This is a genomic window from Clostridium sp. Marseille-QA1073 (assembly GCF_054863625.1).
Genome location: NZ_JBSVQM010000027.1, coordinates 1 through 25,145 on the forward strand (window position 1 = coordinate 1; position 25,145 = coordinate 25,145).

Genomic DNA, 25,145 nt, shown 5'->3' on the forward strand with positions numbered 1-25,145 from the left:
AATCTTAAATTATAAATGAAAAATTAATAATTCTATAGATTCTTAAATAAAAAGAAATATATGCTTAATTTATAATTAAGATTAGAGATATTAAAAAGTTGTGATTAATAGTCACGACTTTTTTGCTATAAAGTTTTATAAAGTAGCTACGACATATAAGATAGTATTTAGAGTAATAAATAAAAGGATATGGAGTTGATAACAATGAGATTAAGTCACAATATACCTTCCCTAAATATTTATAGGCAATATTCAAAACATATAGTGAATCAGAGCTCTGCACTAGGAAGAATATCTTCAGGATATAAGATATTAAGAGCAAAAGATGATCCCAATGTGATGGCGCAAAGTGAACAGCTTAAAATCCAGACAAGAGGGCTTCAAATGGCAGCTAAAAACACTCAAGATGCAGTAAGTATGCTTCAAGCTGCTGATGGAGCTACAAAAAATATAAGTGAAATTATAATAAGAATAAAAGAACTAGTATTAAGTGCTGGAGGAAGTCATACTAATGAAAGCTTAGATGCTATTCAAGGAGAAATAAATCAACTTGTTGAAGGAATAGATAATATAGCTAACTTTAGTGAATTTAATGGGATAAAATTGTTGGCAGAAGAGGAAAGCACTATAGAAAATCCCAAAACTATTGATTTACTATGTGGTGGAAATGCTGGAGAAATAACTAAGATTCCAAAATATGATTTAACACCTAGTGGACTAGGATTAGTAGATGGAGGTGGTAATGTAAAAATAGATGTTAGAAATATTGACAGTTCCATTGAGAAACTAGATAAGGCTTTAGATATAACTACTGCCACAAGAAGTAAGCATGGAGCTTTGACCAATAGATTGGATAGTACTTTTACAATTCTTAATGAATTCTCTGGAAAAATTGAAGGTGTAGAAGCTGAGCTTACTGGAGCAGATATAAGTTTAGAGATTATAGAATACTCTAAACATAGCTTATTGATTGAAAGTTCATTAGCATTAATGATTCAAACCAATAAAATGCCTCAAGATATTTTAACAATATTGCAAAATATTAAAGGAAGATAATAATACAATTGAGAATTGACAATGGAAAATTTATGACACTTCTCAGATATTTCTGAGAAGTTGACAATCTATATAAGGAAAAGTTGTAGTTAACTTTTCCTTAAGGTTTACTATGAAGACAAATTATTAAGTTTTTTATGCCAATATTAAATTGTTTATAAAGAATTTTAACTTTATTTTTAAACGTAAAATAGAATTAAGGAAAAAGATGACTAGTAATGTTTAGCCATCTTTTATTTTGGGCTTAGTTTAGATATTTGAAAGAAATAACTAGTTAGCATGCTAATTATTTTCTTTAAGATACTTTCTTAAAAGTTATAAAATGTCAAATTATCCTATATAATATCGTATACTAAGTTAATTTATAAACTTTTATAAAAATATTACAAAAATTTAGATAATTTTGAAGAAATATATAGAAAAAAATATATAATTTTCTAAATTATGTATAATTGCATGTAAATATTCACAGAGAATTTAAATAAAAGTATATAAATCTCATAAAAATATTAAAATTTTTAAAAATTAAGAAGGATTTATTGAATTTTTGTCAAAATAATATAGTCAGTGTGAGGTGGTAAATTTGAGAAATATTGATAATATGAGCTATAATTTAATTAAAAAGGGAATGGATGTAACTATTACCAGTAATAAGGTAATAAATAACAACATCTCAAATCTTAATACTAAAAATTATAAGCGACATTACATTGAGTTTGATGAGGCATTAAAAAATGAGGTATCTCAAGATTTAATGAAAAAGACAAATGATAAGCATTTAAGTATTAAAGGTAATGAATTAGAGGTTAAAACAGATACCACAAGTAGTATGAGAGAAGATGGAAATAATGTGGATGTGGAAAGTGAAATGACTAGCCAAGCTGCTAACAATTTAATGTATGATGCCTTAGTAAAACAGGCTAATACAAGATTTAATATGAGGAGTATAGTGATTAAAGGAGGTAATTAGCTTTGGAAGCTTTTAGGGGAATGAGAATAAGTTCAAGTGGTCTTTCAGCAGAAAGATTGAGAATGGATACTATAACTGGAAATATTGCAAATGCTAGTACAACAAGGGGAAAGGATGGGAAACCCTATATTAGGAAGATAGCAGTATTTGAAGAAAATTTAACAAATGAATTAAATAAACAAACTGGAAAGCTTGTAGAAAAACATATGGGAATTAAGGCAGTAGGAGTAGAGGAAGATAAATCTGAGCTTAGAAAGGTATATGATCCATATCATCCAGATGCAAATGAAGAAGGCTATGTTTTAATGCCTAATGTAAATATATTAAATGAGATGGTGGATTTAATTGCAGCTTCAAGGTCATATGAAGCAAATATTACTGCACTAAATTCACAAAAGGCAATGTTATCAAAAACTTTAGAAATTGGAAGATAGGTGAGTTAGGATGAAAATTAATAGTTTTGTGCCAGATACTAAAATTTTTACTGATGGATTAAAGCCAAAACAATTTACGAACGTAGAAGAAGAACCATCTGTTGGCTTTGGGGACTTACTAAAGAAAGAACTTAGTAAAGTTAATGATAAGCAAATAGAAGCAGAAAGTTCAGCTATATCTTTTATAAAAGGGGATATGGATTTACATCAAACTTTAGTAGCTACTGAGGAAGCTAGGTTATCTCTCGAATTAGCAGTACAAATTAGAAATAAGTTAGTAAATGCTTATGAAGAATTTAATAAAATGCAGGTATAGTAAGGAGTGCACAGAATGAGCAAGCTATCGGAGAGTATTAATAAACAAAAAGAAAAATTAAAAGAGATGAGCAAGGCTAAAAAGATAGCTTTAGGTATCATAAGTTCCGTTGCAATAATAACACTTATAACTATAACAGTAATCATTCTGCAGCCTAAATATGTTGTGTTGTTTTCAAATATGACGCCAGAAGATTCAGGTGCGATAATTAACAATTTAAAAGAAAAGAAAACCAAATATAAAATAAAAGATAATTCTATATTAGTAGAGAAAAAATCTGTAGATCAGCTTAGAATGGAGCTTTTATCAGAAGTTTCATTTAAAGAAGGAAGTCATGGATTTGAGCTTTTTGATAATAGTAAAATTGCTCCTACTGATAAGGAATCTAAAATTATGTATCAAAGAGCACTATCTGGAGAATTAGAAAGAACAATTAAATCATTTGCAGAAGTAGAAAATGCAAAAGTAAATTTAGTGATACCAGATAAATCAGCTTTTATAACTAAACCAGCTCCAGCTACTGCTTCAGTTACATTAATATTAGCAAAAGGTAAAGAATTATCTGAGGATCAAGTAAGAGCTATTGTGGCACTGGTTTCTGGCAGTGTGGAAAATTTACCAAAAGAAAATGTGGCTATTGTAGCTGATGGCTTTAAATTGTTAACAGAAGATCTTTTTAATGAAGAAAAAAATGCAATAACAAAATCTACTGATAAACAGTTGGCAGCAAAGAAACAAATAGAAGAAGAATATGAGAAAAAGATAATGAATGTTTTAGAGCCAATCTATAAAGAAAAAGTTAGAGTTTCAGTTAACGCAGATTTAAATTTTGACGCTGTTCAACAAAATAAAGTAGAATACGACAAAGATGGAGCAGTTGTAAGTCAGCATGAAATTACAACTTCAAACAATGGTGAAGGGAATAATTCTGGAAGTCCTGTAGACAATAATATGAATAATAATCAGAATACTAATGCAAATGGGGAAAACGTTACACATAAGGAAAATACAACCAATTATGAGTTATCTAAGGCAGAAGAAACAGTTATTAAAGCACCAGGCCAAGTAGAAAGAGTGTCTGCATCTATAGTTGTAGATGGAGCAATTGATAATCAAACTAGAACATCAATAAATAATCTAGTTTCTGAGGCTATAGGCTTTAATAGAAAAAGAGGAGACTCGATTACTGTAGAAGCGCTACAATTTAATACTGCTGAAAAAGATTTAGCAGAAAAAGAATTAGAATCAATGAAAGAAGCTGAAAGAATTGCTAAGAGAAATAAACTTATCTATATGGGTATTTTTGGTGTAGCTGCAATAATTATTTTAGCTATAGTTATTTCTGCAATTAGGAAATCTAAACAAGAGGAGGAAGAGGTGGAAGTTCCAAATTTTGATATGATAATTGGAGATGACGTTAAACCTAAAGAGATATTTGAAACATTAAATTTAGAAGCAGAAACAGAAAAAGAACATGTTGCTAATGAAGTTAGAAAGTATGCTTCTAATAAACCAGAACAAGTTGCAGATATTGTTAAATCATGGCTAGCTGAAGATGAGAGGGGATAATAAATGGCTAAGGTAGAAAAATTATCGGGAGTTCAAAAAGCAGCAATATTATTTATTACATTAGGCCCTGAAGCTTCTGCAGGCATTATTAAAAAGTTACCAGAAAGAGAGATACAAAAGGTAACTTATGAAATTGCCAATATGAGTACTGTATCATCAGAGCAAAGACAAGCTATTTTAGACGAGTTCTTAGAAATGAATAAAGCAAAGGAATACATATTAGAAGGTGGACTTGATTATGCAAGAAATCTTTTAGCCAAAGCTTTAGGAACTCAAAGGGCAGCGGAAATATTGGAGAAGGTTACAGAAATAACTCAACAATATAGACCTTTTTCTATTGCAAGAAAGGCAGATGCTCATCAGCTTATGAATGTAATATCTAATGAGCATCCACAAACTATTGCTCTTATATTATGTTATTTACAACCGGATAAAGCAGCACAGATCATGTCAGAGTTGCCAGTTGAGTTACAAGCAGAAGTAGCATATAGAATAGCAACTATGAACACTATTTATCCTGTAGTAGTTAAGGAAATTGAAGAAGTTCTAAATGATAAGCTATCCAATGTAATTCATAATAGTGAAACTACAATAGTTGGAGGGGTTGCGTCATTAGTTAATATTCTTAATCAAGTGGATAGATCTACAGAAAGAAATATTACAGAAGGACTTGAAAGAGAAGATGCAGAACTTGCCGAAAAAGTTAAAGAGTCTATGTTTGTATTTGAGGATATCATTACTCTTGACGATGTGGCTATTCAAAGAGTACTTCGTGAAGTGGATAACAAGGAATTATGTCTTGCCCTTAAAGGTGCTTCAGAACAAGTGGCAAATGTTATATTTAAAAATCAATCTAAGAGAGCAGCTGCTACATTAAGAGAGGATATGGAATTCTTAGGACCAGTAAGACTTATGGATGTTGAAAAAGCACAACAAAAGGTTGTATCACTAATAAGAAGACTAGAAGAAGCAGGGGAAATTCAAATAGCAAGAGGTGGAGAAGATGCAATCATCTTATAATGTTATTAAAAATCATTATGTTGTAACAGAAGGTAAGAAAGAGATTTGCACCAAAGCACCTTTAGTAATAGATGACTTTGAAGCAGAAGAGGAAGAGAAGATTGAAAATACTATTGAAAATACTGAGGAAGTCTTAGTATCTTTTAAAAATATAGCACGAGATATAGTAGAAAATGCTCATATAGAAAGTAACAAAATTATTGTAGAGGCTACAGAAAGAGCAAAAGAAATTGAAATTGAAGCTTTTAATAATGCAAGTAGTAAAGGATATGATGAGGGATATGGCATAGGGTATAAAGAAGGTATGGAAAAGGCAATAGCTGAAGGGGAAGCAATTATAAAAAATGCTAATGCAGTTTTAGCTAATGCTAAGCTTGAATATAAGAATTATATTGAAGAAAAAGAAATCCATATTAGAGAACTTATATATCAAATGACTTCTTCTGTACTTAAAAAAGAGGTTGAAGATAGTGAAGCTATTAATGAAATCATATTTGATGCATTATCAGAAGAAAAAAATGAAGAGTATTTTATTATAAAATGCAATTCTAATCATTTAAGTAGCTTAAAAGGCGAAGTAGAAAATATGAAAAATAAGCTTGCTTTTACAGGTGATATCTTTGTTATTGAAGATAATAGCTTAGGCAATGGAGCTGCTACTATTGAAAAAGACAGCGGTAAAATTTTAGTGGATATGGGTTATGTATGTGAAAAACTTAAGGAAATAATCTTTGAAAGATAGAGATTAGTGTAGGAATGGTGATGTATGATGTTATCCTTAGATTTTAACAAATTAAATGAAAAAGCAAAAAATACAAATTACAACTATATTGAAGGAATTGTTAAAAATGTTATAGGTCTTACAATTGAAGTGCAGGGCATGAAGGCATTTGTAGGAGAAGTATGTACCATATACAATCAAAAAAATGTTGGAATACCAGCAGAGGTTACAGGATTTAAAGCAGATAACGTCATATTGATGCCTTTAGGTGATTTGGTAGGTATTGCGCCGGGGTGCAGAGTTGTACCTAGTGGAAAAGCTTTAAGTGTTAAATGTAGTGAAGAACTTTTCGGAAAGGTTCTTGATGGATTGGGGAATCCATTAAAAAAAGAAGAAATTTCTACTTATACATTATATCCTTTAGAAGCAATGCCGCCAGATCCATTAAGAAGAAGAAGGATAAAGGATATACTTCCAACAGGTGTTAGAGCTATTGATGCTTTTTTAACCTGCGGCGAAGGACAAAGGGTTGGTATTTTTGCTGGTAGTGGAGTAGGAAAAAGCACAACCTTAGGAATGATTGCAAGAGAAGCAAAGGCGGACGTTAACGTAATTGCACTAATAGGGGAAAGAGGTAGAGAGGTTCTAGACTTCTTAGAAAAAGATTTAGGGGAAGAAGGTCTTAAAAAATCAGTAATAGTTTGTGCTACCTCTGATCAGCCAGCTCTTGTAAGATTAAAAGGTGCCTTTACTGCTACTGCTATTGCAGAATACTTTAGAGATCAGGGAAAAAAGGTAATTTTAATGATGGATTCAGTTACTCGTTTTGCCATGGCTCAAAGGGAAGTAGGATTAGCTATTGGAGAGCCACCAGCTACAAAAGGATATACACCTTCTGTTTTTGCAATGCTACCTAAGCTTTTAGAGCGTAGTGGTATGTCTGATAAAGGATCAATTACGGCCTTTTACACTGTACTTGTTGATGGTGATGATTTTAATGAGCCTATAGCGGATGCAGTTAGAGGTATATTAGATGGACATATAGTGTTATCAAGAAGTTTAGCAGCTAAAAATCATTATCCTTCTATTGATATTTTAAGTAGTATTAGTAGACTTATGCCAGAGATTGCAGAAGAAACTCATAAAGCATCTGCATCATTGGCTAGAGATTTGTTATCTACTTATAGAGATTCAGAGGATTTAATTAATTTAGGAGCTTATGTAGAAGGTAGCAATGAAAAGGTGGATTTAGCTATAAAATACAATGAGCCTCTTACAAGCTTTTTAAAACAGGGAATTAATGAGAAATGTAATTTTGATGAGAGCATAGAGGGACTTATGAACATGTTTAGATAATTCACAATGCACAATTCACAATTAAGGATAATTTCCAATTTACATTGGAAATTTTAATAAAATAAATGAAGGTACTTCAATAAAAAGTGGTGACTTTGAAAAATTTAAAGAATATGTTTTAAACAGTAGAATAACTTATTTAAAGTAATAAATTACTTTAAAATAAATAATTGTGAGTTGTGAGCTGTGAATTAATTAAGTTTTTGGGGTGATACCGTTGGGATATAAATTTAGATTGCAAAAATTGCTTGAATTTAGACAGGATATAGAGGATAAAAGTAAGATATCTTTTATGGAAGCTATGTCGGAAAAAAATAGGGTGGAAATGGAGTTAAATTGTCTTCAAGATAGTTATAACAAATATAAGAATATACCATTAAATCTGTCAACTATAGAGAAAAAAATAGTGCAAAATTATTTAAATGTGGTCAATAATTCTATCGAAGATACCAGTTTACTACTAGATGAGAAAGAAGTAATTGTTGAAGAAAAAAGAGAAAAATTAGTTAAATCGCAGGTAGAAAGAAAGACTGTAGAAATATTAAAAGAAAAAGATTATGGAAGATATATAAATGAAGAAAATAGAAAAGAGCAAAATCAAGTAGATGAATTTGCACTTTATGGATATGTAAGAAAATTTGCTGAAAGGAGGTGAGAATAATGAATAATATCAATATGAATATTTTAGAGGTTTTACAAAATCAAAGCAAACCATCAAGTAATAACAACACAATAAAAGCTAAAGAGTCTAAAGTATCAGATTTTGAAAAAGTGCTTCAAAAAGTATCAGAACCATCAAAAAATAAAACTAACTCTTTAGAAGATAAAAGTTTTATTAAAGAAGAGCTATTAGAGGATATTAATGAGAAAGAAGATAATGGTCATAAGGATATAATAGCTATGCTTTTAAACATGTTTTCAGCTATGGAGAATGATAAAAATATCAACATAAATGTAGAAGGTTTAATTGAGAATATTGAAGGAATAGACAACTCTACTTTAGATTTATTAAAAACTTTATTGAAAAATGTGGAAGATTTAACAGAATTACTAGATAATAAAGCTTTGATTAAGGACAATAATCCACTAAAAGATATGCTGTTAAAACTTATGTCAGTAAAAGGAGAAGATAAGGACTTTAACTTAGAAGTAAATAAATTAATAAAAGAATTAACTGAAGCATTACCTGAATTAAAGGATATATCTAAAGCAGGAATAGCTAGTGATAATTCAAAGGTAGAAGCATTTAAAGATTTAAATAGCACATTAATAGCTGCAAGAGAAGTAAAAGATAATACTGGAAGTGATAAAGTTTCAGTAGAGATAAAACCAGAAGATAAGATTGTAGCTAAGGAAGAAAAAATAGCTATTGAAAATGAAAATAGTAAAAATACTTCTAATGGAGATTTAAAGAAAAGCCTATCTTCAGAAGAAAAGCTTCTTGAAAAGCTTATAGGTGATAAGGAAGATGGAAAACTTACAAGAGTAAACCAATTTATGAATGTATTTAATAATTCTAAAATTTCTCTAGAAGAAGTAAAAAATGTGGACAAGCTACTTATAAATAAGGTTACTTTTAGTGAAGACATCGTAAAATCTATAAGGTTTATGGAGTTAAATAATATTAAAGATTTAACAGTAAAGATAAATCCAAAGCACCTGGGTGAAGTAATTATAAACCTTACGATGGAACAAGAAGCTATGAGAGCTCAATTAAAAGCCTCTAATAAAGATACTGTTGCACTTTTAAATGCTAACTTAAGAGACATTACAGAAAAACTAAATGAAAATATTAAAATACAACAGGTAGAAGTAGCTATATACAACGATGATACAACTTATTTTAGTGGCAATGAAAGAGAAAGTCGCCAAGGATTTAATGGTGAGCAAAGTAAAAGTAAGGTTTCAGCTGTAATGGAAGAAATTGAATTGGAAAAAGAAGCTTCCATTATAGATGACAGTTCATTAAATTTGTTGATATAGGAGGTGAAAGTTTTGAAAGTTGATAACAACATGAAAAATATGTTTGATATGTGGCAAAGTAGAGTAAACGCAGATAATAAGAAATCAGAAGAAGATAGCAAGAATGAAGATGGAAAAGAAAAAGTTAATAGTAAGGATTTCCAGAATAGAGTATATACAGAAAGAGGCACTAAAATTGTTAAACCTGGAGAGGACTTAAATAAAAATGCCTTTCTACAAATACTTGCAGCAGAGCTTGCTAATCAAGATCCAACTAGCCCTCAAGATAGTACAGCGTATGTTGCACAAATGGCACAATTTGCTGGCCTTGAGCAGATGAATAACTTAAATACTACCATGAGATTGTCCTCTGCTACTTCTTTAACAGGAAAATTTGTAGCCCTAGATGCTTATAATGCTAAAGGTGAACAGGAATTTGGTGTGGTTACTGAAGTTTATAAAATAGGATCTAATGTATTTGTAACAGTGGCAACTGCTGATGGAGAGCTTAAAAACTTTGATTATGATTCAGTAAGCAACGTTATAAATAATCCTGATAACACTTTAGACTACATTAATTTTGTAAATGGTTCAAGTTTAATAGGAAAAACTGTTGAGATGTATGCAAAAGAAGAGGAAAAGCCAGATATAGGTATTGTTAAAGAAATCTTTAGAGATGAAGAGGGAATTAAAGTTAAAATTGACTGTGATGGTAAAATAAAGGACTATCCTTTTGATCATATCATGAAAATTAGATAATAAGTTGTGGTGAGTTTTGTGGGATACAGAGTAATTAATGGAATTTTATATCCTGTAGGTAGTTTTATAGGTACCGAAGATAAAAAATCCATTAACAATGAAAGGTCATGTGGCATTAAAAAAGAAAAGGTCTTTGATGATTTTTTTAAAGATGAGATCAATAAGACAGAAGGGTTTGTATTATCAAATCATGCTGCATTAAGACTTAAAGAAAGAAATATAGAACTTAATAAAGAACTGATAGGAAAGATCAATGAGGGAATAAATAAAGCAAATGAAAAAGGTAGTAGGGAGTCTCTAATTTTATACGAAAATATTGGATTGATTGCCAGTATAAAAAATAGAACTATAATAACTGCCATAGATAAAAATGAAAATCAATCAAATGTAATAACTAACATTGATAGTGTTGTATTACTATAGGCTGGACCAGATGTGGAGGCCGTATTCTTATTGAATGACAGAGATAAGAAAAATTTAAATTATAGGGGGAAAATAATATGTTAAATGCAATGTACTCAGGGATTTCTGGATTAAATGCTAATCAAAGAAAGTTAGACGTAATAGGTAACAATATAGCAAACTCAGGAACTACAGCTTTTAAAGGTTCAAGAGTTACCTTTCAAGATAGTATGAGACAAAATCTAGCAAATGCAACAGGTTCAAGTTTAAACATGGGTGGAACAAATCCAAAACAAATAGGTATGGGTGTTCAACTTCAAAGTATAGATGTAAATACAGGACAAGGTAACCTTCAACCAACAGGAAGACCACTAGATGTAGCTATAGATCAAGCAGGGTATTTTGTAGTTTCTAAAGGACCTGTAACAGGAAAAATTGGCCTTGATGGTACCAATAACTCTGTTAATGGTGGTGATATGGAAAATTATTTCACTAGAGATGGTGCTTTTAGATTAACTAGTGAAGGATATTTAGTAACTCCAAATGGATATAGAGTAATGGGATATGTAATTAATGACTCTATAACTCATAGTGCAGATGGAATAAAAGCTACATTTAAGAATGCAGATGAAGCTTTGACAGCAGGTACTGAGTTAGTTCCTTTAGCAATACCAGAAACAGTAGAAAAAGAAGGCAAAGAAATGAAGATACAAAGCTATTCAATAGAAAAAGATGGTCTTTTAAAAGCTACACTATCTGACGGCAGTGTTACTGTGTTAGGTCAGCTTGCTATGGCTACATTTAATAATACAGGAGCACTAGAGGCAGTAGGACAAAATATGTACACTCCAACTAGTAACTCAGGAGCTGCAATAGTGAGAACTGGAAAGGGTGCTGCAGCTGATAATGGTAAAGCTTATGGTGATATGATTCAAGGATGTCTTGAGATGTCAAACGTTGACCTTGCTGAGCAGTTTACAGATATGATAGTTGCTAGCCGTTCTTTCCAAGCTTGTAGTAAAGTTATAACTACAGGAGATGAAATACTTCAAGAGTTAGTTAACTTAAAAAGATAGTTAAACCAATTGATAAAGGATAATTAACGATTATAGATATTTTCAGTGCACTGAGAAATTAATAATCTATATTTTAGAAGTTACCTAGTAATTTTTAAAATAAAAAATAATTCTTTACTTAAAAATAATTAAAGAAATAAAAAAATAATTTACAGTTATGGATATTACTCAGCAGCATGAAAGTTTGTAATCTACACTCTAAAATTTATGAGTAACCCTTAAAATAAAAAAGTAATTGCTACTTAAAAATATAATTTTAAAATTCTCATATGCTGCTGGTAATTATCCTAAATTGCTTATTATCGATTTGCAATTATCAAATTATATTAAAGAACTAATTAAAAAATTAAATTGACAGAAGAAGTTGTACTATGGATATTAATTAAATTTAAAATTCTCAGACCACTGAGAATTATCCCAAATTGTCCATTCTCCATTTTCAATTGTCAATTGCCTAAGTAGGTGAAGTTATGATAAAGGTTACTACACTTAATAAAAAAGAGATAGTTCTTAATTGCGACCATATTGAAAAGATGGAAGCAGTACCAGAGACAATTATTACTTTGACCAATGGAAAGGTGTATTTATTAGCTAACACCATTGATGAAGTTATGGAAAAAGTAATTCAATATAAAAATAAAATTTACAATTCAAAATTTTAGGAGGGTATGGATGTGAAAAAGCAAGATTTGCTAACAGTAATTGGACTTGTTACCGCTATAGCACTTATGATTCTAGGTATGCTAGGTGGAAGCAGCCTCACGATATTCTATGATCCATTCTCCATTGCTATAACAGTAGGGGGTTCTGTAGGAGCACTTTTAGTTTCTTACCCAATGAAGGAAATTAAAAGGCTTGGTAAGGTTATAGTTGAAACTTTTAAAGAAGAAACTACTTCAAAGGTAGATACAATAACACTTTTCACCAACTTATCGAGAAAAGCAAGAAGAGAAGGATTATTATCACTTGAGGATGATATAGCAAACATTGAAGATGAATTTACGAGAAAAGCACTAAACATGGTAGTTGATGGCATTGAGCCTGAGGCAATAAAAGAAATAATGCAGCTTGAAATTGTGGAGCTCGAAAAGCGTCATGAGGATGGATCTGCAATGCTAAAATCCTTAGGAGCTTATGGACCAGCTTTTGGTATGTTAGGTACACTTATTGGACTTATACAAATGCTTGCAGACATGAATGATGCTGCAAACTTAACAAAAGGTATGGGAAAAGCACTTATTACTACTTTTTATGGTTCTATTTTAGCAAATATAATAGCTATACCAATGGCACAAAAACTTGATTATAAAACTGCTCAAGAAGTTAATAGCATGGAGATGATTATTGAAGGGGTAATTGCCATACAATCAGGGGTGAATCCAAGAATTGTTGAGGATAAACTAAGTGCTTATTTATCACCATCAGAAAGAGCAGAAATTAAGGCTATGGGTGTAAATAACAATGAGGTGGCAGAAAATGTCTAAGAAAAAAACTGAAATTAAAACAGATGCCTGGATGAATACTTTTGCTGATACCATGACTCTGCTTTTAACTTTCTTCGTTTTACTCTATTCATTTTCAACAGTAGATGCAGAAAAGTTTCAACAAATATCAGCATCTTTTCAAAGCATGTTTTCAGGTAAAGCTAATACGAGTATGCTAGAGTTTAACATAGCATCTGGACAAGTACCTGTGGTAGGTAAACCTGAAAACACCACTGATTCTTTAAATGTAGATAATCAGGATGTACAGGATAATTTATATGAGCAAGTGTCTAAGTTAATTTCAGAAAGTAATCTTCAAGATGATGTTAAGGTCTTTGAAAATGAAAAAGGAATCAACATACAGCTAAAGGAAACAGTACTTTTTGAATCTGCTAAGTCAGAATTACTTCCAAATAGCAAGAAGATATTAAATGAAATTAACGCATTAATAGCAAAGATAAATAACAGTATAATAATTGAAGGTCACACTGATAACATGCCTATTAGTACGGAACAGTTTCCAAGCAACTGGTATTTATCTTCTGCGAGAGCACTAAGTGTGTTAGACTACTTTCTTATTGATAAAAAACAGCCAAATCCTGAAAGGTTTATTGCTAACGCTTATGGTGAATATGATCCAATAGTACCAAATGATAGTGATGAAAATAGAGCAATGAATAGAAGAGTTAATATTATTATTGTTACTGAGGAAAAGGAGTAATAACTTATGGGTGAAGATAATAAAAAAAGTAATGTTTTTAAGATTATTTTAATAGTACTTTTAGTTTTACTATTGATAGGAGGAGCAGCTTTTGCAGGATTTTTTATAGCTACTAAAAATTCTCCAAAAAATGATCCAAATGTAGTAGCTACTGGAACTAATGTTTTAAAAGATGAAGTTTTCTTTGAAGTAGACGAGCTTTTAGTAAATTTAGCAGATGAAGGTAAGCCAAGATATTTAAAAATTAAAATAGCATTAAGTTATCAAAACAATGGAGGACTTACTAAAGAACTTGAAACTAAAAAACCAAAAATAAGGGATGTAATTGCAAACATTCTAAGAACAAAGAAAACTACTGATTTATCGCCAGAGGGAATTGATCCATTAAAGAAAGAACTAAATGAAAAGGTGAATGAAATCTTAAGCGAAGGAAAAATAGTTGATGTGTATTTTTCAGAAATTTTAGTTCAGTAGGTGAGACATAAATGGATGTACAGTTTTGGAAAAGCCTAATACAGCTTTTGATTTTCCTACCTTTTATACTATTTTTAATATATCTACTTGGTAAATTGACTAATAAATTTTATATTTCACCACCGGGTAGGTATATGAAAATAGTAGAAAGGCTTCAATTATCCAAGGATAGTTTTATCATGGTTATTAAAATTGGAGATAAAGGATATTTAATGAGCTCAAATAATAATAAAACAGAAATTCTAAAAGAATTAACTGAAGAGGAGCTTTTAAAAGCAGAACAAAGCAGTAAGCAGTATTATGGTACTAACTTTAATAACAGCTCTAATTTTGTAACAAATTTAATAAGGAAAAATCATAAGAAGTAGCAATTAAACAAAAATGAAGAGGACGATTTTATGAAAAGTAAGTACAGTAAATATTTAAAAGTGATTTTATTTGCAGCTATAATAATGTTCTTTAGCTATAAGGTTGCATATGCTACTGCTGGAAATAGAATTCCTATTCCAGATGTGAGCATTAATTTTAATAACGGAGATACCAATCCAAAAGAATTTGTAGATAATATAAAGCTAATACTACTGCTTACAGTTCTTACGTTACTTCCTTCTATAATAATAATGACTACAGGATTTGTAAGAATTGTAACTGTATTATCACTGCTAAAAAATGCACTAGGAGTTCAACAATCTATTCCAAGACAAATTACAATTGGACTTTCACTGTTTTTAACTTTCTTTGTGATGGCACCAACCTTTGGAAAGATTAACAATGAAGCTATTACGCCTTATATAGACAATAAAATTTCTACAGAGGTAGCTTATGATAAAGCAGTACAGCCTCTAAAAGATTTTATGTTAAAACAAACAAGGGCAAAAGATTTAAAGTTATTTTTAGAGGTTGGTAAATTAGAGGATACTGTAAAAACTGTAAAGGATGAAAATAATGCAGAAGTTCCATCTTATGATGAGGTACCTTTATATGCAGTAGTACCTGCTTTTATAATAAGTGAACTTAGAACTGCTTTTGAAATAGGATTCCTTTTATTTATACCATTTTTAATTGTGGATATAGTAACCTCTAGTGTACTTATGGCAATGGGGATGTTTATGCTTCCACCAGCAATGATATCACTACCTTTTAAACTGTTGTTATTTGTATTAGTAGATGGATGGAATTTAATTTCTCAGTCTTTAATTATGAGTTTTAAGTAGTGAGGTGAGAGTATGTCAGAAACTTTAGTAATATCTCTATTAAAAGATTTAATAAAAACATCTCTTGTTATTGCAGCACCAATGCTTATAGTGGCTACAGTAGTAGGTCTTATCATAAGTATTTTTCAAGCCACTACGCAAATACAAGAGCAAACACTAACCTTTGTACCTAAGATTATTGCAGTGGCTTTAATTGGACTTTTGACCTCTAGCTTTATTATAAATACTATGACTACTTTTACAGAATATATTTTTTCAATTATAGCTAATATGTGATTTTAGGTGGGGAAAATTTTGATAGATTTAACAAATATAAGTGAATTAATAGTATTTATATTAGTGTTTTGTAGGCTGACATCCTTTATTATGTATGTGCCAGCTTTCTTTCCAAGTGGTACACCTCAAAGATTTAAAATAGGTTTATCTTTAGTACTAACTTTTATATTTGTACCACTTATTAATATAGCTGATTTAACAGTGAATAATTCTGCCACTTTTATAGTATTAATTGGAAAAGAAATACTAATAGGACTTGCACTAGGCTTTATAACTACATTATGCTTTAGTGCAGCACAGATGGCAGGACAATTATTAGATTTTCATGTTTCTTTTTCCATGTCATCATTATATGATCCTATATCTAATGAAACAGTAAGTATATTAGGAAGAGTTTTTTATTGGATGTGCTTAATAGTATTTTTACTAATAGATGGACATCACATAGTAATAAATTGTTTAGTAGAAAGTTTTCAATTAGTAAATATAGGTGGATTAGCTTTAAAGCCTGAATTAGCTACTTATATGATTCAGGTAATAATAGAGTTTTTTACCATTGGGCTGAAGATAGCAATACCTATTGTACTGATAATTATTATAACAGATTTTACTTTAGGACTTGTGGCTAGAGTAATGCCACAACTTAATATAATGATGCTTGGTATGCCTATAAAAATATTAGTAGGATTAGCTTGTTTTACATTATCTCTTCCTGTATTTATGAAGATGATTGTAAATAATTTTGATACAGTGCTTGAGGCAATAAAAGGATTATTTAATATAATGCCTTGTGTATTTATATTTTTCGCCAGTGAAAGTGGTGAGAAAACAGAAGAAGCAACACCAAAGAAGAAGAGTGATGCTAAGAAAAAAGGACAAGTTGCAAAAAGTAAAGAATTAACTTCTGCGCTAGGACTTTTAGTTATAACCCTATTAGTATCAATTTTAGGTGGATATATAGTAAATAGTTTAAAACAAACTTTAATTATGTTTTTAAAAGATTATCCTACGATTTTTATAGATAATAATAGTTTAAGGGGAATATTCATAACTTCTTTTATTAGGATAGCTATAGTATTTTTGCCTATAGCTGTACCAATAGCAATTATGGGGATTTTGGCCAATGTAGCACAATCTGGTAAAATACTTACCGCAGAGCCATTAAAACCTAAATTAGAGAAAATTAATCCTATTAGTGGATTTAAGAGAATGTTTTCCTTAAAAGCAGTAGTAGATTTAATAAAAAATTTAATCATCATTATAATTATCGCTTATGTTGGATATAAGTTTATACTTTCAAATTATGAGCAGGTATTAAACTTTGGTAGCTTTAGAGTAGAAGCAATTTTAACTTCCTTGGGAGAATTGATAGTTGAGATATTAACTAAGGTAACCTTGATTATGATTATTATAGGTATTATTGATTTCGTATATCAAAAGTATCAATTTAATAAGGATTTAAAAATGACTAAGCAAGAGGTAAAGGAAGAATTTAAACAGCAGGAAGGAGACCCTGTTGTTAAAGGTAAAATAAAACAAAAACAAAGAGAAATGTCCATGAAACGGATGATGCAAACTATTCCAGATGCTACAGTAGTTATAACGAACCCAACTCATATAGCAGTAGCATTAAAATATGAAGAAAACACAAAATCAGCTCCTAAATTAATTGCAAAGGGACAAGATAATATAGCTATTAAAATTAAAGAAATAGCTAAGGAAAATAACGTTCCAATAATTGAAAACAAGCCCTTAGCAAGACTTATATATAATGAAGTGGAGTTAGATACAGAAATACCATATGAAATGTATCAAACTGTTGCGGAAATTTTAGCCATAGTTTATAAACTAAATAAGAAAAATAAAAGCTAACTTAATCAATTGAAATTGACAATAGACAATTGATAATTAAGTTGAATTTAGATTTCAACCAATTAATTTTACTAAATTACTTTTATAAAAAAGATAAATATAACATTCTCCTTTAGAGGAGAAATATCCGTAATTGTCAATTGTCCATTGTCAATTATTCATTGATAAAACTTATATAGTAAAAAGAACAAGAAGAAAAATAAACTTATAGTAGAGGATGAGAATTATGAGATTTTTTCAAAACTTTGATATAAAGAAAAATTCAGATATTATTATAGCCTTTGGAGTTATTGGAATTGTACTTATGATTATAATTCCTCTTCCTCCAACACTTTTAGATATCTTCTTAGCAATAAATATTTCAATATCCGTTATTATAATGCTTATTACAATGTTTACCACTAGCATACTTCAATTGTCAGTGTTTCCAACACTATTACTAGTAACAACACTATTTAGATTAGCACTTAATATATCTTCTACTAGGCTAATATTAGGCGATGGATATGCCGGAGATATAATAGAAACCTTTGGACAGTTCGTTGTTAGAGGTGATTATGTAGTTGGTATTATCATTTTCTTAATTATTGTTATTATACAATTTGTAGTTATTACTGCTGGAGCTGGTAGGGTATCAGAAGTATCGGCAAGATTTACTCTTGATGCTATGCCAGGTAAACAAATGAGTATTGATGCGGATTTAAATGCAGGAATGATCAGTGAGGAAGAAGCAAGAGAAAGAAGAAAAAATCTCCAAAGAGAAGCAGACTTCTATGGAGCTATGGACGGAGCATCTAAGTTCGTTAAAGGAGATGCTATAGCAGGTATTATAATCACCATAATAAATATTGCTGCAGGAATTGTTATTGGAGTAGTAATGAAGGGATGGAACATAGGAGATGCAGCTGCTAAATATACTATACTTACCGTTGGAGATGGATTAGTATCCCAAATACCAGCATTATTAATTTCTACTTCTTCAGGTATATTAGTTACTCGCTCTGGTAGTGATGAAAACTTTGGTAAACAATTAGGATCACAGTTAACAGCTTTTCCTATGGTTATAGCAATGGCATCAGCAGTTTTACTTGTACTTGCCATCATACCAGGTATGCCAAGTGGAATTTTTATTTTACTATCAGCAGCTAGTGGATACAGTGCTTATTTATTACATAAGGATGAAAAACAAAAAGTTATCGATGAAATGGAAATAGAAGAAAGAGAAATCATCGAAACAGAAAAACGTGAGCCTGAAAATGTAATGAATTTAATTTCAGTAGAGCCATTAGAAATAGAAATAGGTTATGGACTTATACCTTTAGCGGATGATGCTGCAGGAGGAGATTTGGTGCAAAGAATTTCTTCTGTAAGAAGACAATGTGCTATAGAAATGGGAATAATTGTACAGCCAATAAGAATTAGAGATAATTTAAGGCTAAAAACTAATGAGTACGTAATTAAAATTAGAGGAACGGTAATAGCAAAATCAGAGCTTATGCCGAACATGTTCTTATGTATGGATCCAAGTAACGAGGATATTACTATGCCAGGAATTAGAACTATAGAGCCGACCTTTGGAATACCAGCTCTTTGGATTAATAAAGACCAAAGGGAAGAGGCGGAAATTAAAGGATTAACAGTAGTGGATCCAACCACTGTAATGATAACTCATTTAACAGAAACTATTAAGTGTCACTGTTATGAACTATTAGGTCGTCAAGAAACTAAGATGATTATAGATTCAGTTAGTGAAAAATATAGTACAGTAGTTGAGGAATTAATACCAGATTTAATGACTATAGGAGAAGTACAAAAGGTATTACAAAATTTATTAAAAGAAAAGATATCAATAAAAGATATGGTAACTATATTAGAGTGTTTAGCGGATAATTCTAGAAATACTAGGGATATAGAACTATTAACTGAATATGTAAGATTTGCACTAGGAAGAAGTATATGTAATGAACTTGTAGATGAAAATAATAGTATTACAGTATTAACTTTATCACCGGATATAGAGAATATGGTATCTAATAGTATTCAAAAATCTGTTCAAGGTTCTTTCCCAGCAATGAATCCTGATATAACTACAAATATTTTTAATTCTTTAAGAGATCTTTTGGATGTTACATATTTTAATAATAACATTCCTGTGATATTGGTTTCACCTAAAATTAGACCAGCTTTTAGAAAACTTATAGAGATGGTTTTTCCAAGCCTTATGGTATTATCCTTAAACGAAATACCAAATGATATTGAGATAAAAGCTGAAGGAGTTGTATCTATATAATGATAATAAAAAAATATGTAGCTACTAATATGAATGAAGCTCTTACTAGAATTAGACATGAGCTAGGAAAAGATGCAGTTATTATAAGTCAAAGAAGAATTAGAAAATCTGGAATTAAAGGCTTCTTTGGAAAAAAGGTTTTAGAAGTTACAGCAGCAATAGAATCAAAGGAAAAAGACAATTTTGAGGTGGATTTAGATATTAAGAATCCAAAGGAGCCTCGTAAAGAAGATGAGAAAAATTTAATCGATGCAATCTTAAAAAGTCAAATATCAATAAATAATGATAAGTTTAGTGAAACTAAAAATACCAGAAATGATGAAAAGCCTATAGAAGAGAAAGAAAATACAGAAATATACAAAGAGGTTATGGAAATGAAAAATATGATTACTTCTTTGTTAAATGGTGAGATAAATAATTCTATAGGGGTTACAGATAAAACAAGCTTAGGATTAATTTTAGAGGATGCAGATGTCAGCACGGAAGCAACAGAAGATATATTAAACTCCATAAATAGCGATGGAAGTGAAGAAGAGAAGTTAGAAGAAGTAAAGAAAATAATAGAGAACATGGTTAGCATTGAAGAATTAGATGCAAAAGGTACAGTAGTATTCATAGGTCCAACAGGAGTAGGAAAGACTACTACAATTGCTAAATTAGCAGGAAAATTAGCTTTAGTTGAAAAAAAGAAGGTAGGGTTAATTACTATCGATACTTATAGAATAGGAGCAGTAGAGCAATTAAAGACCTATGCTGAAATTATGAACATTCCTTTCAAAGTAGTATTTACCATGAAAGATATGGAAGCTGCTATAGAAAGTATGAAAGATTGTGAGGTTATTTTAATTGATACTACAGGTAGAAGTAGTAAAAACACCATGCAATTGTCAGAGCTTAGAGCTTTTGTTGAAAAGACAAATGCTAAAAGTATAAATCTTGTTGTTAGTGCTACTACAAAAAATAAAGATATTAAGATTATTTCTGATTCTTATAAAGCTTTAAACTTTAATAGAGTAATAATAACTAAATTAGATGAAACTTCAACTTATGGATCAATATTAAATATTATTAAGGAGGTTGGAGTCCCTTTAAGCTTTATAACTACAGGTCAAAATGTTCCAGAAGATATTAAATGTCCAGAAAGTAGTGAGATTGCTAGCTTGATAATAGGGGAGAAAAATATATGTTAGATCAAGCATCAACATTAAGACAATTAGCACAGGAAAGTTACAAAATTAATTGCAAAAATGAAAATAGAACTACTAAAATATTGACTATTACTTCTGGTAAAGGAGGAGTAGGAAAAAGTAATATAGTAGTGAATTTAGGCATTACTCTTCAGAAAATGGGAAAAAAGGTATTAATATTTGATGCAGACATAGGTATGGGCAACGATGATGTATTAATTGGATGCTTTCCTAAATATAATATTTTTGATGTGATTTTTAATAACAAAGATATTGAAGACGTAATGATAGAAGGACCCTTAGGAATTAAACTTTTACCTGGAGGATCTGGTCTTTCAAGAGTGGATGATTTAACAGAGGTACAACGTAAAAGCTTTTTAAATAAACTAGAAAATATAGAAGGCTTTGATTATATTTTGATGGATACCGGTGCGGGGATAAACAGAAGTGTGCTAGGATTTATAGCTTGTAGTGATGAGTTTATAGTAGTAACTACACCGGAACCAACTTCATTAACAGATGCTTATAGTCTTATTAAGGCTGTAAGTCATTTTAAAATTAGAGAAAGTGGAAGTGTAATAGTTAATAGAGCTCTAGATGGAGAAGAAGGAGCGGATACTTTCGCAAAATTTAGCAGTGCTTCATCAAGATTTTTAAATATTAAATTAAATTTTTTAGGTATAGTTTCTGAAGATGTTAAAGTAGTGAAATCTGTTAGAGCACAAAAACCACTTTGTATTAATTATCCAAATTCAGAAGCAGCAAGAGATATAGAAAATATTGCAAAAAAATTAGAAGGGCTTGTACTTAGAGAACATAATTTAGGAGTACAGAGGTTATTTAAAAAGATATTTAGTATTTTTTCATAGGGGGATAGCCATGACATCAAATATAAATTTTTATCCTAACAATAGAATAAAAGTTATCACTGAAGAGGGATATGCAAAAAGCATAATTCAAGAGGTAGATGAAAGGACGTTATCCATAGGATTACCAATGATAAACCATACTTATGTAGCTATGAGGCAGGGAGAAGTCTACGAAGCTATATATAATGATGGAAAGGGAAATGTTTTTAAGTTCAAAATAGATGTAATTGGACGTAAGTTTGAGAAGATACCACTTATAGTTATAAGTAAGCCTTATAACATACAAAAAATACAGAGAAGAGAATATGTAAGGATTAATTATACAGGTATAGTAAATTATTATTTAGCACCTAATTATCCAACACAGGACTTAAAAAATTACGATATTTTAGATTTTAATGTAGGATATGCATTAGACTTAAGTGGCGGCGGTATGAAGATAAAGATTGCAGAAGAAGTTAAGAATGGTGACTATATTATAACTCAGTTAAAAATTGATGATGAGGATATTATAGCATTGAGCAGAGTTGTTAGAGTAGAACGTGATAAAGAGGAAAAATATATTTGTGGATTAAGTTTTGTATCAATTGAAGGAAATGAAAGAGAAAAATTAATTAAATATATATTTAATGAAATGAGAAAAACACTTAAGACTAATAGGGGTGATGGACGTGAATAGTGCTGTAGAAGCAAAGGGGGAAGTTGTAAAAAAGTATATACCACTAGTGAAATATATTGCTTCTAGAATTATCATGGGGAAAACTAAATATGTAGAATATGAGGACTTAGTCAGCTATGGTATGGTAGGTCTTATGGACGCCTTAAACAAATTTGATGAGAGCAAAGGAATGAAATTTTCAACTTATGCAGCTATAAGAATTAAAGGGGCTATGATAGATGAACTTAGAAAAAATAGTCCTATTTCAAAAGGCTCTATGGACAAGCTTAATAAGTATAATGATGCTATTGAAAAATTGCAAAATAAATTATTTAGAGAACCAAATAACTATGAGATAGCAGAAGAATTAGGCATATCTATTCAAGAAGTTACTCAAGTTGAAAACTATATTAATTATATCTCAGTAGTATCTTTAGAAACTTTAATGTTTAGCGAAGAAGATGAGATTTCATTGATAGGAACTATTGAGGATAAAAAAAGTCCAAGTCCAGAAAAATCTTTAGAAGAAAAAGAGATATTAGAATATCTGGCTAAAGCCTTAGATTTATTAAGAGAAAAAGATAAATTAGTAATTACACTTTATTATTATGAAGGACTTACTTTAAAGGAAATAGGAAATATTTTAAATGTTTCAGAATCAAGAGTATGTCAACTTCACAGTAAAGCACTAATAAATTTAAGAAAGATATTAAAGAAACTTAAGTATGATATTAATTCTTAAATCATTTAAATCCACAACTTAAAGCAATTGAGAATTGACAATTAAGGTAGAAATTATTTTTATTCAAACTAATTTCTTTAATAAACTTTTTTTACTAGCAATATAATTGCTAGATTTTTATAAAAAGTTATTTTATAACTTAAAAGAAGAAATCAATTCAAAACTTCTCTTATAAAAGAGAAGTGTCAATAATTTTCCATTGTCCATTGTCAATTCTCCATTGTATAAGGGGGAGTAACATGTTAATACCATTATTATTTATAGGTATTATATTAATAGTTTTCAATATTAAAGCAATTAAGAAAGAAGAAAAATCTTTTGATAAAGCCTTTAAAGATGCAGAGTTTAGTACAGATGAAATAGATGTAAAATTAGGAGAACTGAGAAGAGAGTTTAGTGAAACAATATTAGAACTTCAACAGGAAATATTAGAGTTAAAAGAAAAATATGATGTTAAGTATAAAGAAAAAGATTACGATAATATATTAGAGGAAAAATTAGAATTATTTAATATGCCTATAATTAAAGAAAAATCAGAGGAAAAACAAAACAAATCAATTAATTTTGAAGAAGTAAAGAAAGAAACAAAGGAAGAAACTTTAGAAAATAATATAAAAATTCAACAAATAAAAGAGCTTTTTGAAAAAAATCTTAGTATAGAGGAAATAGTTGAAAAATCAGGCCTAGGAAAGGGTGAAATATTATTAATAAAGGAGTTATATCTAAAATAAGGGAACATATAAATTTTATTGCTGATAGAAAGATACTACTAGGTATAGGTATAGGCATAATTATAGGAACAATATTTATGGGATTTTCTAAGTTGAACTATGAACTTAGTGATGCACAAATAGAGGTGAAAGCAAGGGCTTTAGGAATGAAATATCCTGATGAGGTAAAAATTATGATTAAGGATGAGGTGAAAAAATGATAAGAGGATTATATAATGCTGCTTCTGGTCTTATAACTAGTGAAGCAAAACAAAATGTAATAATGAACAATATTGCAAACTCAAACACTACAGGCTATAAATCAGAAAATTTATCTATTAAAAGCTTTGATGAAGTTATGATATCAAATAAAGATAGAAGCGTTAATGGTAAAAATTATAGGGTTAATATAGGAACATTAAGTAATGGTGCAGAAATAAATGAAAAAAATATAGACTTTACTCAAGGATTAGTTAAAGATACAGATAGTAGCTTTGATTTTGCACTAGAAGGAAATGGTTTTTTCACTGTTCAAAGAACAGGAGTTAATGATGCAGGTAATTACTATACTAGAGATGGACATTTTCAAGTTAATCCGGCAGGATATCTAGTAACTTCAAATGGAGAAATGGTATTAGGTAGAAATTTGATGACTAACGTATTAGAACCAATAAATGTAGGTAGTGGAGAGCTTACCTGCGATAAATTAGGTAATATTAAAATAAACGGAAATATGACTTATAACTTTGGAATTGTAGATTTTGAAAACTATGATGGACTAAAAAAGGTTGGACATAATTTATATCAAGGAAACAACCCACAAGTAGCACAGAGAGCTATGGTTAGACAAAATGCCTTAGAGGGATCTAATGTGGAAGTAATTGAAGAAATGGCTGATATGATGGCTGTTATGAGAAATTTTGAAAGTGATATAAAGGTTTTGAAAACACTAGATGAAACTTTAGGAAAAGCAGTTAACGAAATTGGTAAAGTGAGATAATAGGAGG

At 30.0% G+C, this 25,145-nt stretch carries 29 protein-coding genes; all 29 read left to right on the forward strand.

Annotated features, from left to right (window positions below):
- The first annotated feature begins 204 nt into the window (after positions 1 to 204).
- Positions 205 to 1,056: a flagellin N-terminal helical domain-containing protein gene (locus ACY1IQ_RS18110; RefSeq protein ID WP_461615298.1), complete on the forward strand. Its 852-nt coding sequence runs from the start codon at positions 205 to 207 to the stop codon at positions 1,054 to 1,056.
- 574 nt (positions 1,057 to 1,630) lie between these two features.
- Positions 1,631 to 2,026, forward strand: coding sequence for a flagellar basal body rod protein FlgB (gene flgB, locus ACY1IQ_RS18115; RefSeq protein WP_461615299.1), 396 nt, complete (start codon positions 1,631 to 1,633; stop codon positions 2,024 to 2,026).
- 2 nt (positions 2,027 to 2,028) lie between these two features.
- On the forward strand, positions 2,029 to 2,460 hold the full coding sequence (gene flgC, locus ACY1IQ_RS18120) for a flagellar basal body rod protein FlgC (RefSeq protein WP_461615300.1): 432 nt from the start codon (positions 2,029 to 2,031) through the stop codon (positions 2,458 to 2,460).
- A 10-nt stretch (positions 2,461 to 2,470) separates the two neighbouring features.
- On the forward strand, positions 2,471 to 2,776 hold the full coding sequence (gene fliE, locus ACY1IQ_RS18125; protein WP_461615301.1) for a flagellar hook-basal body complex protein FliE: 306 nt from the start codon (positions 2,471 to 2,473) through the stop codon (positions 2,774 to 2,776).
- Between the two features lie 15 nt (positions 2,777 to 2,791).
- A complete protein-coding gene (gene fliF / locus ACY1IQ_RS18130; RefSeq protein WP_461615302.1) occupies positions 2,792 to 4,345 on the forward strand; it encodes a flagellar basal-body MS-ring/collar protein FliF in 1,554 nt (517 codons plus the stop codon).
- Between the two features lie 3 nt (positions 4,346 to 4,348).
- Positions 4,349 to 5,365, forward strand: a complete 1,017-nt coding sequence (fliG, locus tag ACY1IQ_RS18135) for a flagellar motor switch protein FliG (RefSeq protein WP_461615303.1) — start codon at positions 4,349 to 4,351, stop codon at positions 5,363 to 5,365.
- Positions 5,349 to 6,107 carry a FliH/SctL family protein gene (locus tag ACY1IQ_RS18140; RefSeq protein ID WP_461615304.1) on the forward strand — a complete coding sequence of 253 codons (759 nt, stop codon included), beginning with the start codon at positions 5,349 to 5,351 and terminating at the stop codon, positions 6,105 to 6,107. The genes fliG and ACY1IQ_RS18140 overlap by 17 nt, the downstream gene beginning before the upstream one ends.
- A 27-nt stretch (positions 6,108 to 6,134) precedes the next feature.
- Positions 6,135 to 7,442: a flagellar protein export ATPase FliI gene (gene fliI, locus ACY1IQ_RS18145; RefSeq protein ID WP_461615348.1), complete on the forward strand. Its 1,308-nt coding sequence runs from the start codon at positions 6,135 to 6,137 to the stop codon at positions 7,440 to 7,442.
- A gap of 217 nt (positions 7,443 to 7,659) precedes the next feature.
- Positions 7,660 to 8,097 (forward strand): flagellar export protein FliJ, encoded by a 438-nt coding sequence (fliJ, locus tag ACY1IQ_RS18150; protein WP_461615305.1) that lies wholly within the window; start codon positions 7,660 to 7,662, stop codon positions 8,095 to 8,097.
- A 5-nt stretch (positions 8,098 to 8,102) separates the two neighbouring features.
- The gene (locus ACY1IQ_RS18155) at positions 8,103 to 9,425 is read left to right on the forward strand and encodes a flagellar hook-length control protein FliK (RefSeq protein ID WP_461615306.1); all 1,323 of its coding nucleotides are present in this window, start codon (positions 8,103 to 8,105) and stop codon (positions 9,423 to 9,425) included.
- Positions 9,426 to 9,437: 12 nt separating this feature from the next.
- Positions 9,438 to 10,163: a flagellar hook assembly protein FlgD gene (locus ACY1IQ_RS18160; protein ID WP_461615307.1), complete on the forward strand. Its 726-nt coding sequence runs from the start codon at positions 9,438 to 9,440 to the stop codon at positions 10,161 to 10,163.
- A gap of 18 nt (positions 10,164 to 10,181) precedes the next feature.
- On the forward strand, positions 10,182 to 10,586 hold the full coding sequence (locus ACY1IQ_RS18165; protein ID WP_461615308.1) for a TIGR02530 family flagellar biosynthesis protein: 405 nt from the start codon (positions 10,182 to 10,184) through the stop codon (positions 10,584 to 10,586).
- 77 nt (positions 10,587 to 10,663) lie between these two features.
- Entirely contained in the window at positions 10,664 to 11,641 is a 978-nt protein-coding gene (locus ACY1IQ_RS18170; protein WP_461615309.1) for a flagellar hook-basal body complex protein, read from the forward strand.
- A gap of 470 nt (positions 11,642 to 12,111) precedes the next feature.
- A complete protein-coding gene (locus ACY1IQ_RS18175) occupies positions 12,112 to 12,303 on the forward strand; it encodes a flagellar FlbD family protein (RefSeq protein ID WP_461615310.1) in 192 nt (63 codons plus the stop codon).
- A gap of 12 nt (positions 12,304 to 12,315) precedes the next feature.
- A complete protein-coding gene (locus ACY1IQ_RS18180) occupies positions 12,316 to 13,125 on the forward strand; it encodes a motility protein A (protein ID WP_461615311.1) in 810 nt (269 codons plus the stop codon).
- Entirely contained in the window at positions 13,118 to 13,846 is a 729-nt protein-coding gene (locus ACY1IQ_RS18185) for a flagellar motor protein MotB (protein ID WP_461615312.1), read from the forward strand. The genes ACY1IQ_RS18180 and ACY1IQ_RS18185 overlap by 8 nt, the downstream gene beginning before the upstream one ends.
- A 6-nt stretch (positions 13,847 to 13,852) precedes the next feature.
- The gene (locus tag ACY1IQ_RS18190; protein WP_461615313.1) at positions 13,853 to 14,320 is read left to right on the forward strand and encodes a flagellar basal body-associated FliL family protein; all 468 of its coding nucleotides are present in this window, start codon (positions 13,853 to 13,855) and stop codon (positions 14,318 to 14,320) included.
- Between the two features lie 11 nt (positions 14,321 to 14,331).
- Positions 14,332 to 14,688: a flagellar biosynthetic protein FliO gene (locus ACY1IQ_RS18195; protein WP_461615314.1), complete on the forward strand. Its 357-nt coding sequence runs from the start codon at positions 14,332 to 14,334 to the stop codon at positions 14,686 to 14,688.
- 30 nt (positions 14,689 to 14,718) lie between these two features.
- Positions 14,719 to 15,534: a flagellar type III secretion system pore protein FliP gene (gene fliP, locus ACY1IQ_RS18200; protein WP_461615315.1), complete on the forward strand. Its 816-nt coding sequence runs from the start codon at positions 14,719 to 14,721 to the stop codon at positions 15,532 to 15,534.
- 12 nt (positions 15,535 to 15,546) lie between these two features.
- On the forward strand, positions 15,547 to 15,810 hold the full coding sequence (gene fliQ, locus ACY1IQ_RS18205) for a flagellar biosynthesis protein FliQ (protein ID WP_461615316.1): 264 nt from the start codon (positions 15,547 to 15,549) through the stop codon (positions 15,808 to 15,810).
- 18 nt (positions 15,811 to 15,828) lie between these two features.
- Entirely contained in the window at positions 15,829 to 17,682 is a 1,854-nt protein-coding gene (locus tag ACY1IQ_RS18210; protein ID WP_461615317.1) for a fused FliR family export protein/FlhB family type III secretion system protein, read from the forward strand.
- 226 nt (positions 17,683 to 17,908) lie between these two features.
- Positions 17,909 to 19,972 carry a flagellar biosynthesis protein FlhA gene (gene flhA, locus ACY1IQ_RS18215; RefSeq protein WP_461615318.1) on the forward strand — a complete coding sequence of 688 codons (2,064 nt, stop codon included), beginning with the start codon at positions 17,909 to 17,911 and terminating at the stop codon, positions 19,970 to 19,972.
- Positions 19,972 to 21,162 carry a flagellar biosynthesis protein FlhF gene (gene flhF / locus ACY1IQ_RS18220; protein WP_461615319.1) on the forward strand — a complete coding sequence of 397 codons (1,191 nt, stop codon included), beginning with the start codon at positions 19,972 to 19,974 and terminating at the stop codon, positions 21,160 to 21,162. Before flhA ends, flhF begins: the two co-directional genes overlap by 1 nt.
- On the forward strand, positions 21,156 to 22,028 hold the full coding sequence (locus ACY1IQ_RS18225) for a MinD/ParA family protein (protein ID WP_461615320.1): 873 nt from the start codon (positions 21,156 to 21,158) through the stop codon (positions 22,026 to 22,028). The genes flhF and ACY1IQ_RS18225 overlap by 7 nt, the downstream gene beginning before the upstream one ends.
- Before the next feature lie 10 nt (positions 22,029 to 22,038).
- On the forward strand, positions 22,039 to 22,707 hold the full coding sequence (locus ACY1IQ_RS18230) for a flagellar brake protein (RefSeq protein ID WP_461615321.1): 669 nt from the start codon (positions 22,039 to 22,041) through the stop codon (positions 22,705 to 22,707).
- Positions 22,700 to 23,428 carry a FliA/WhiG family RNA polymerase sigma factor gene (locus ACY1IQ_RS18235; protein ID WP_461615322.1) on the forward strand — a complete coding sequence of 243 codons (729 nt, stop codon included), beginning with the start codon at positions 22,700 to 22,702 and terminating at the stop codon, positions 23,426 to 23,428. The genes ACY1IQ_RS18230 and ACY1IQ_RS18235 overlap by 8 nt, the downstream gene beginning before the upstream one ends.
- Positions 23,429 to 23,667: 239 nt before the next feature.
- Complete coding sequence (locus tag ACY1IQ_RS18240; RefSeq protein WP_461615323.1) at positions 23,668 to 24,159, forward strand: hypothetical protein; 492 nt, start codon at positions 23,668 to 23,670, stop codon at positions 24,157 to 24,159.
- Positions 24,160 to 24,236: 77 nt separating this feature from the next.
- Positions 24,237 to 24,359, forward strand: coding sequence for a hypothetical protein (locus tag ACY1IQ_RS18245; RefSeq protein ID WP_312573555.1), 123 nt, complete (start codon positions 24,237 to 24,239; stop codon positions 24,357 to 24,359).
- A complete protein-coding gene (locus ACY1IQ_RS18250) occupies positions 24,356 to 25,138 on the forward strand; it encodes a flagellar hook-basal body complex protein (protein ID WP_461615324.1) in 783 nt (260 codons plus the stop codon). Before ACY1IQ_RS18245 ends, ACY1IQ_RS18250 begins: the two co-directional genes overlap by 4 nt.
- Positions 25,139 to 25,145 lie beyond the last annotated feature (7 nt).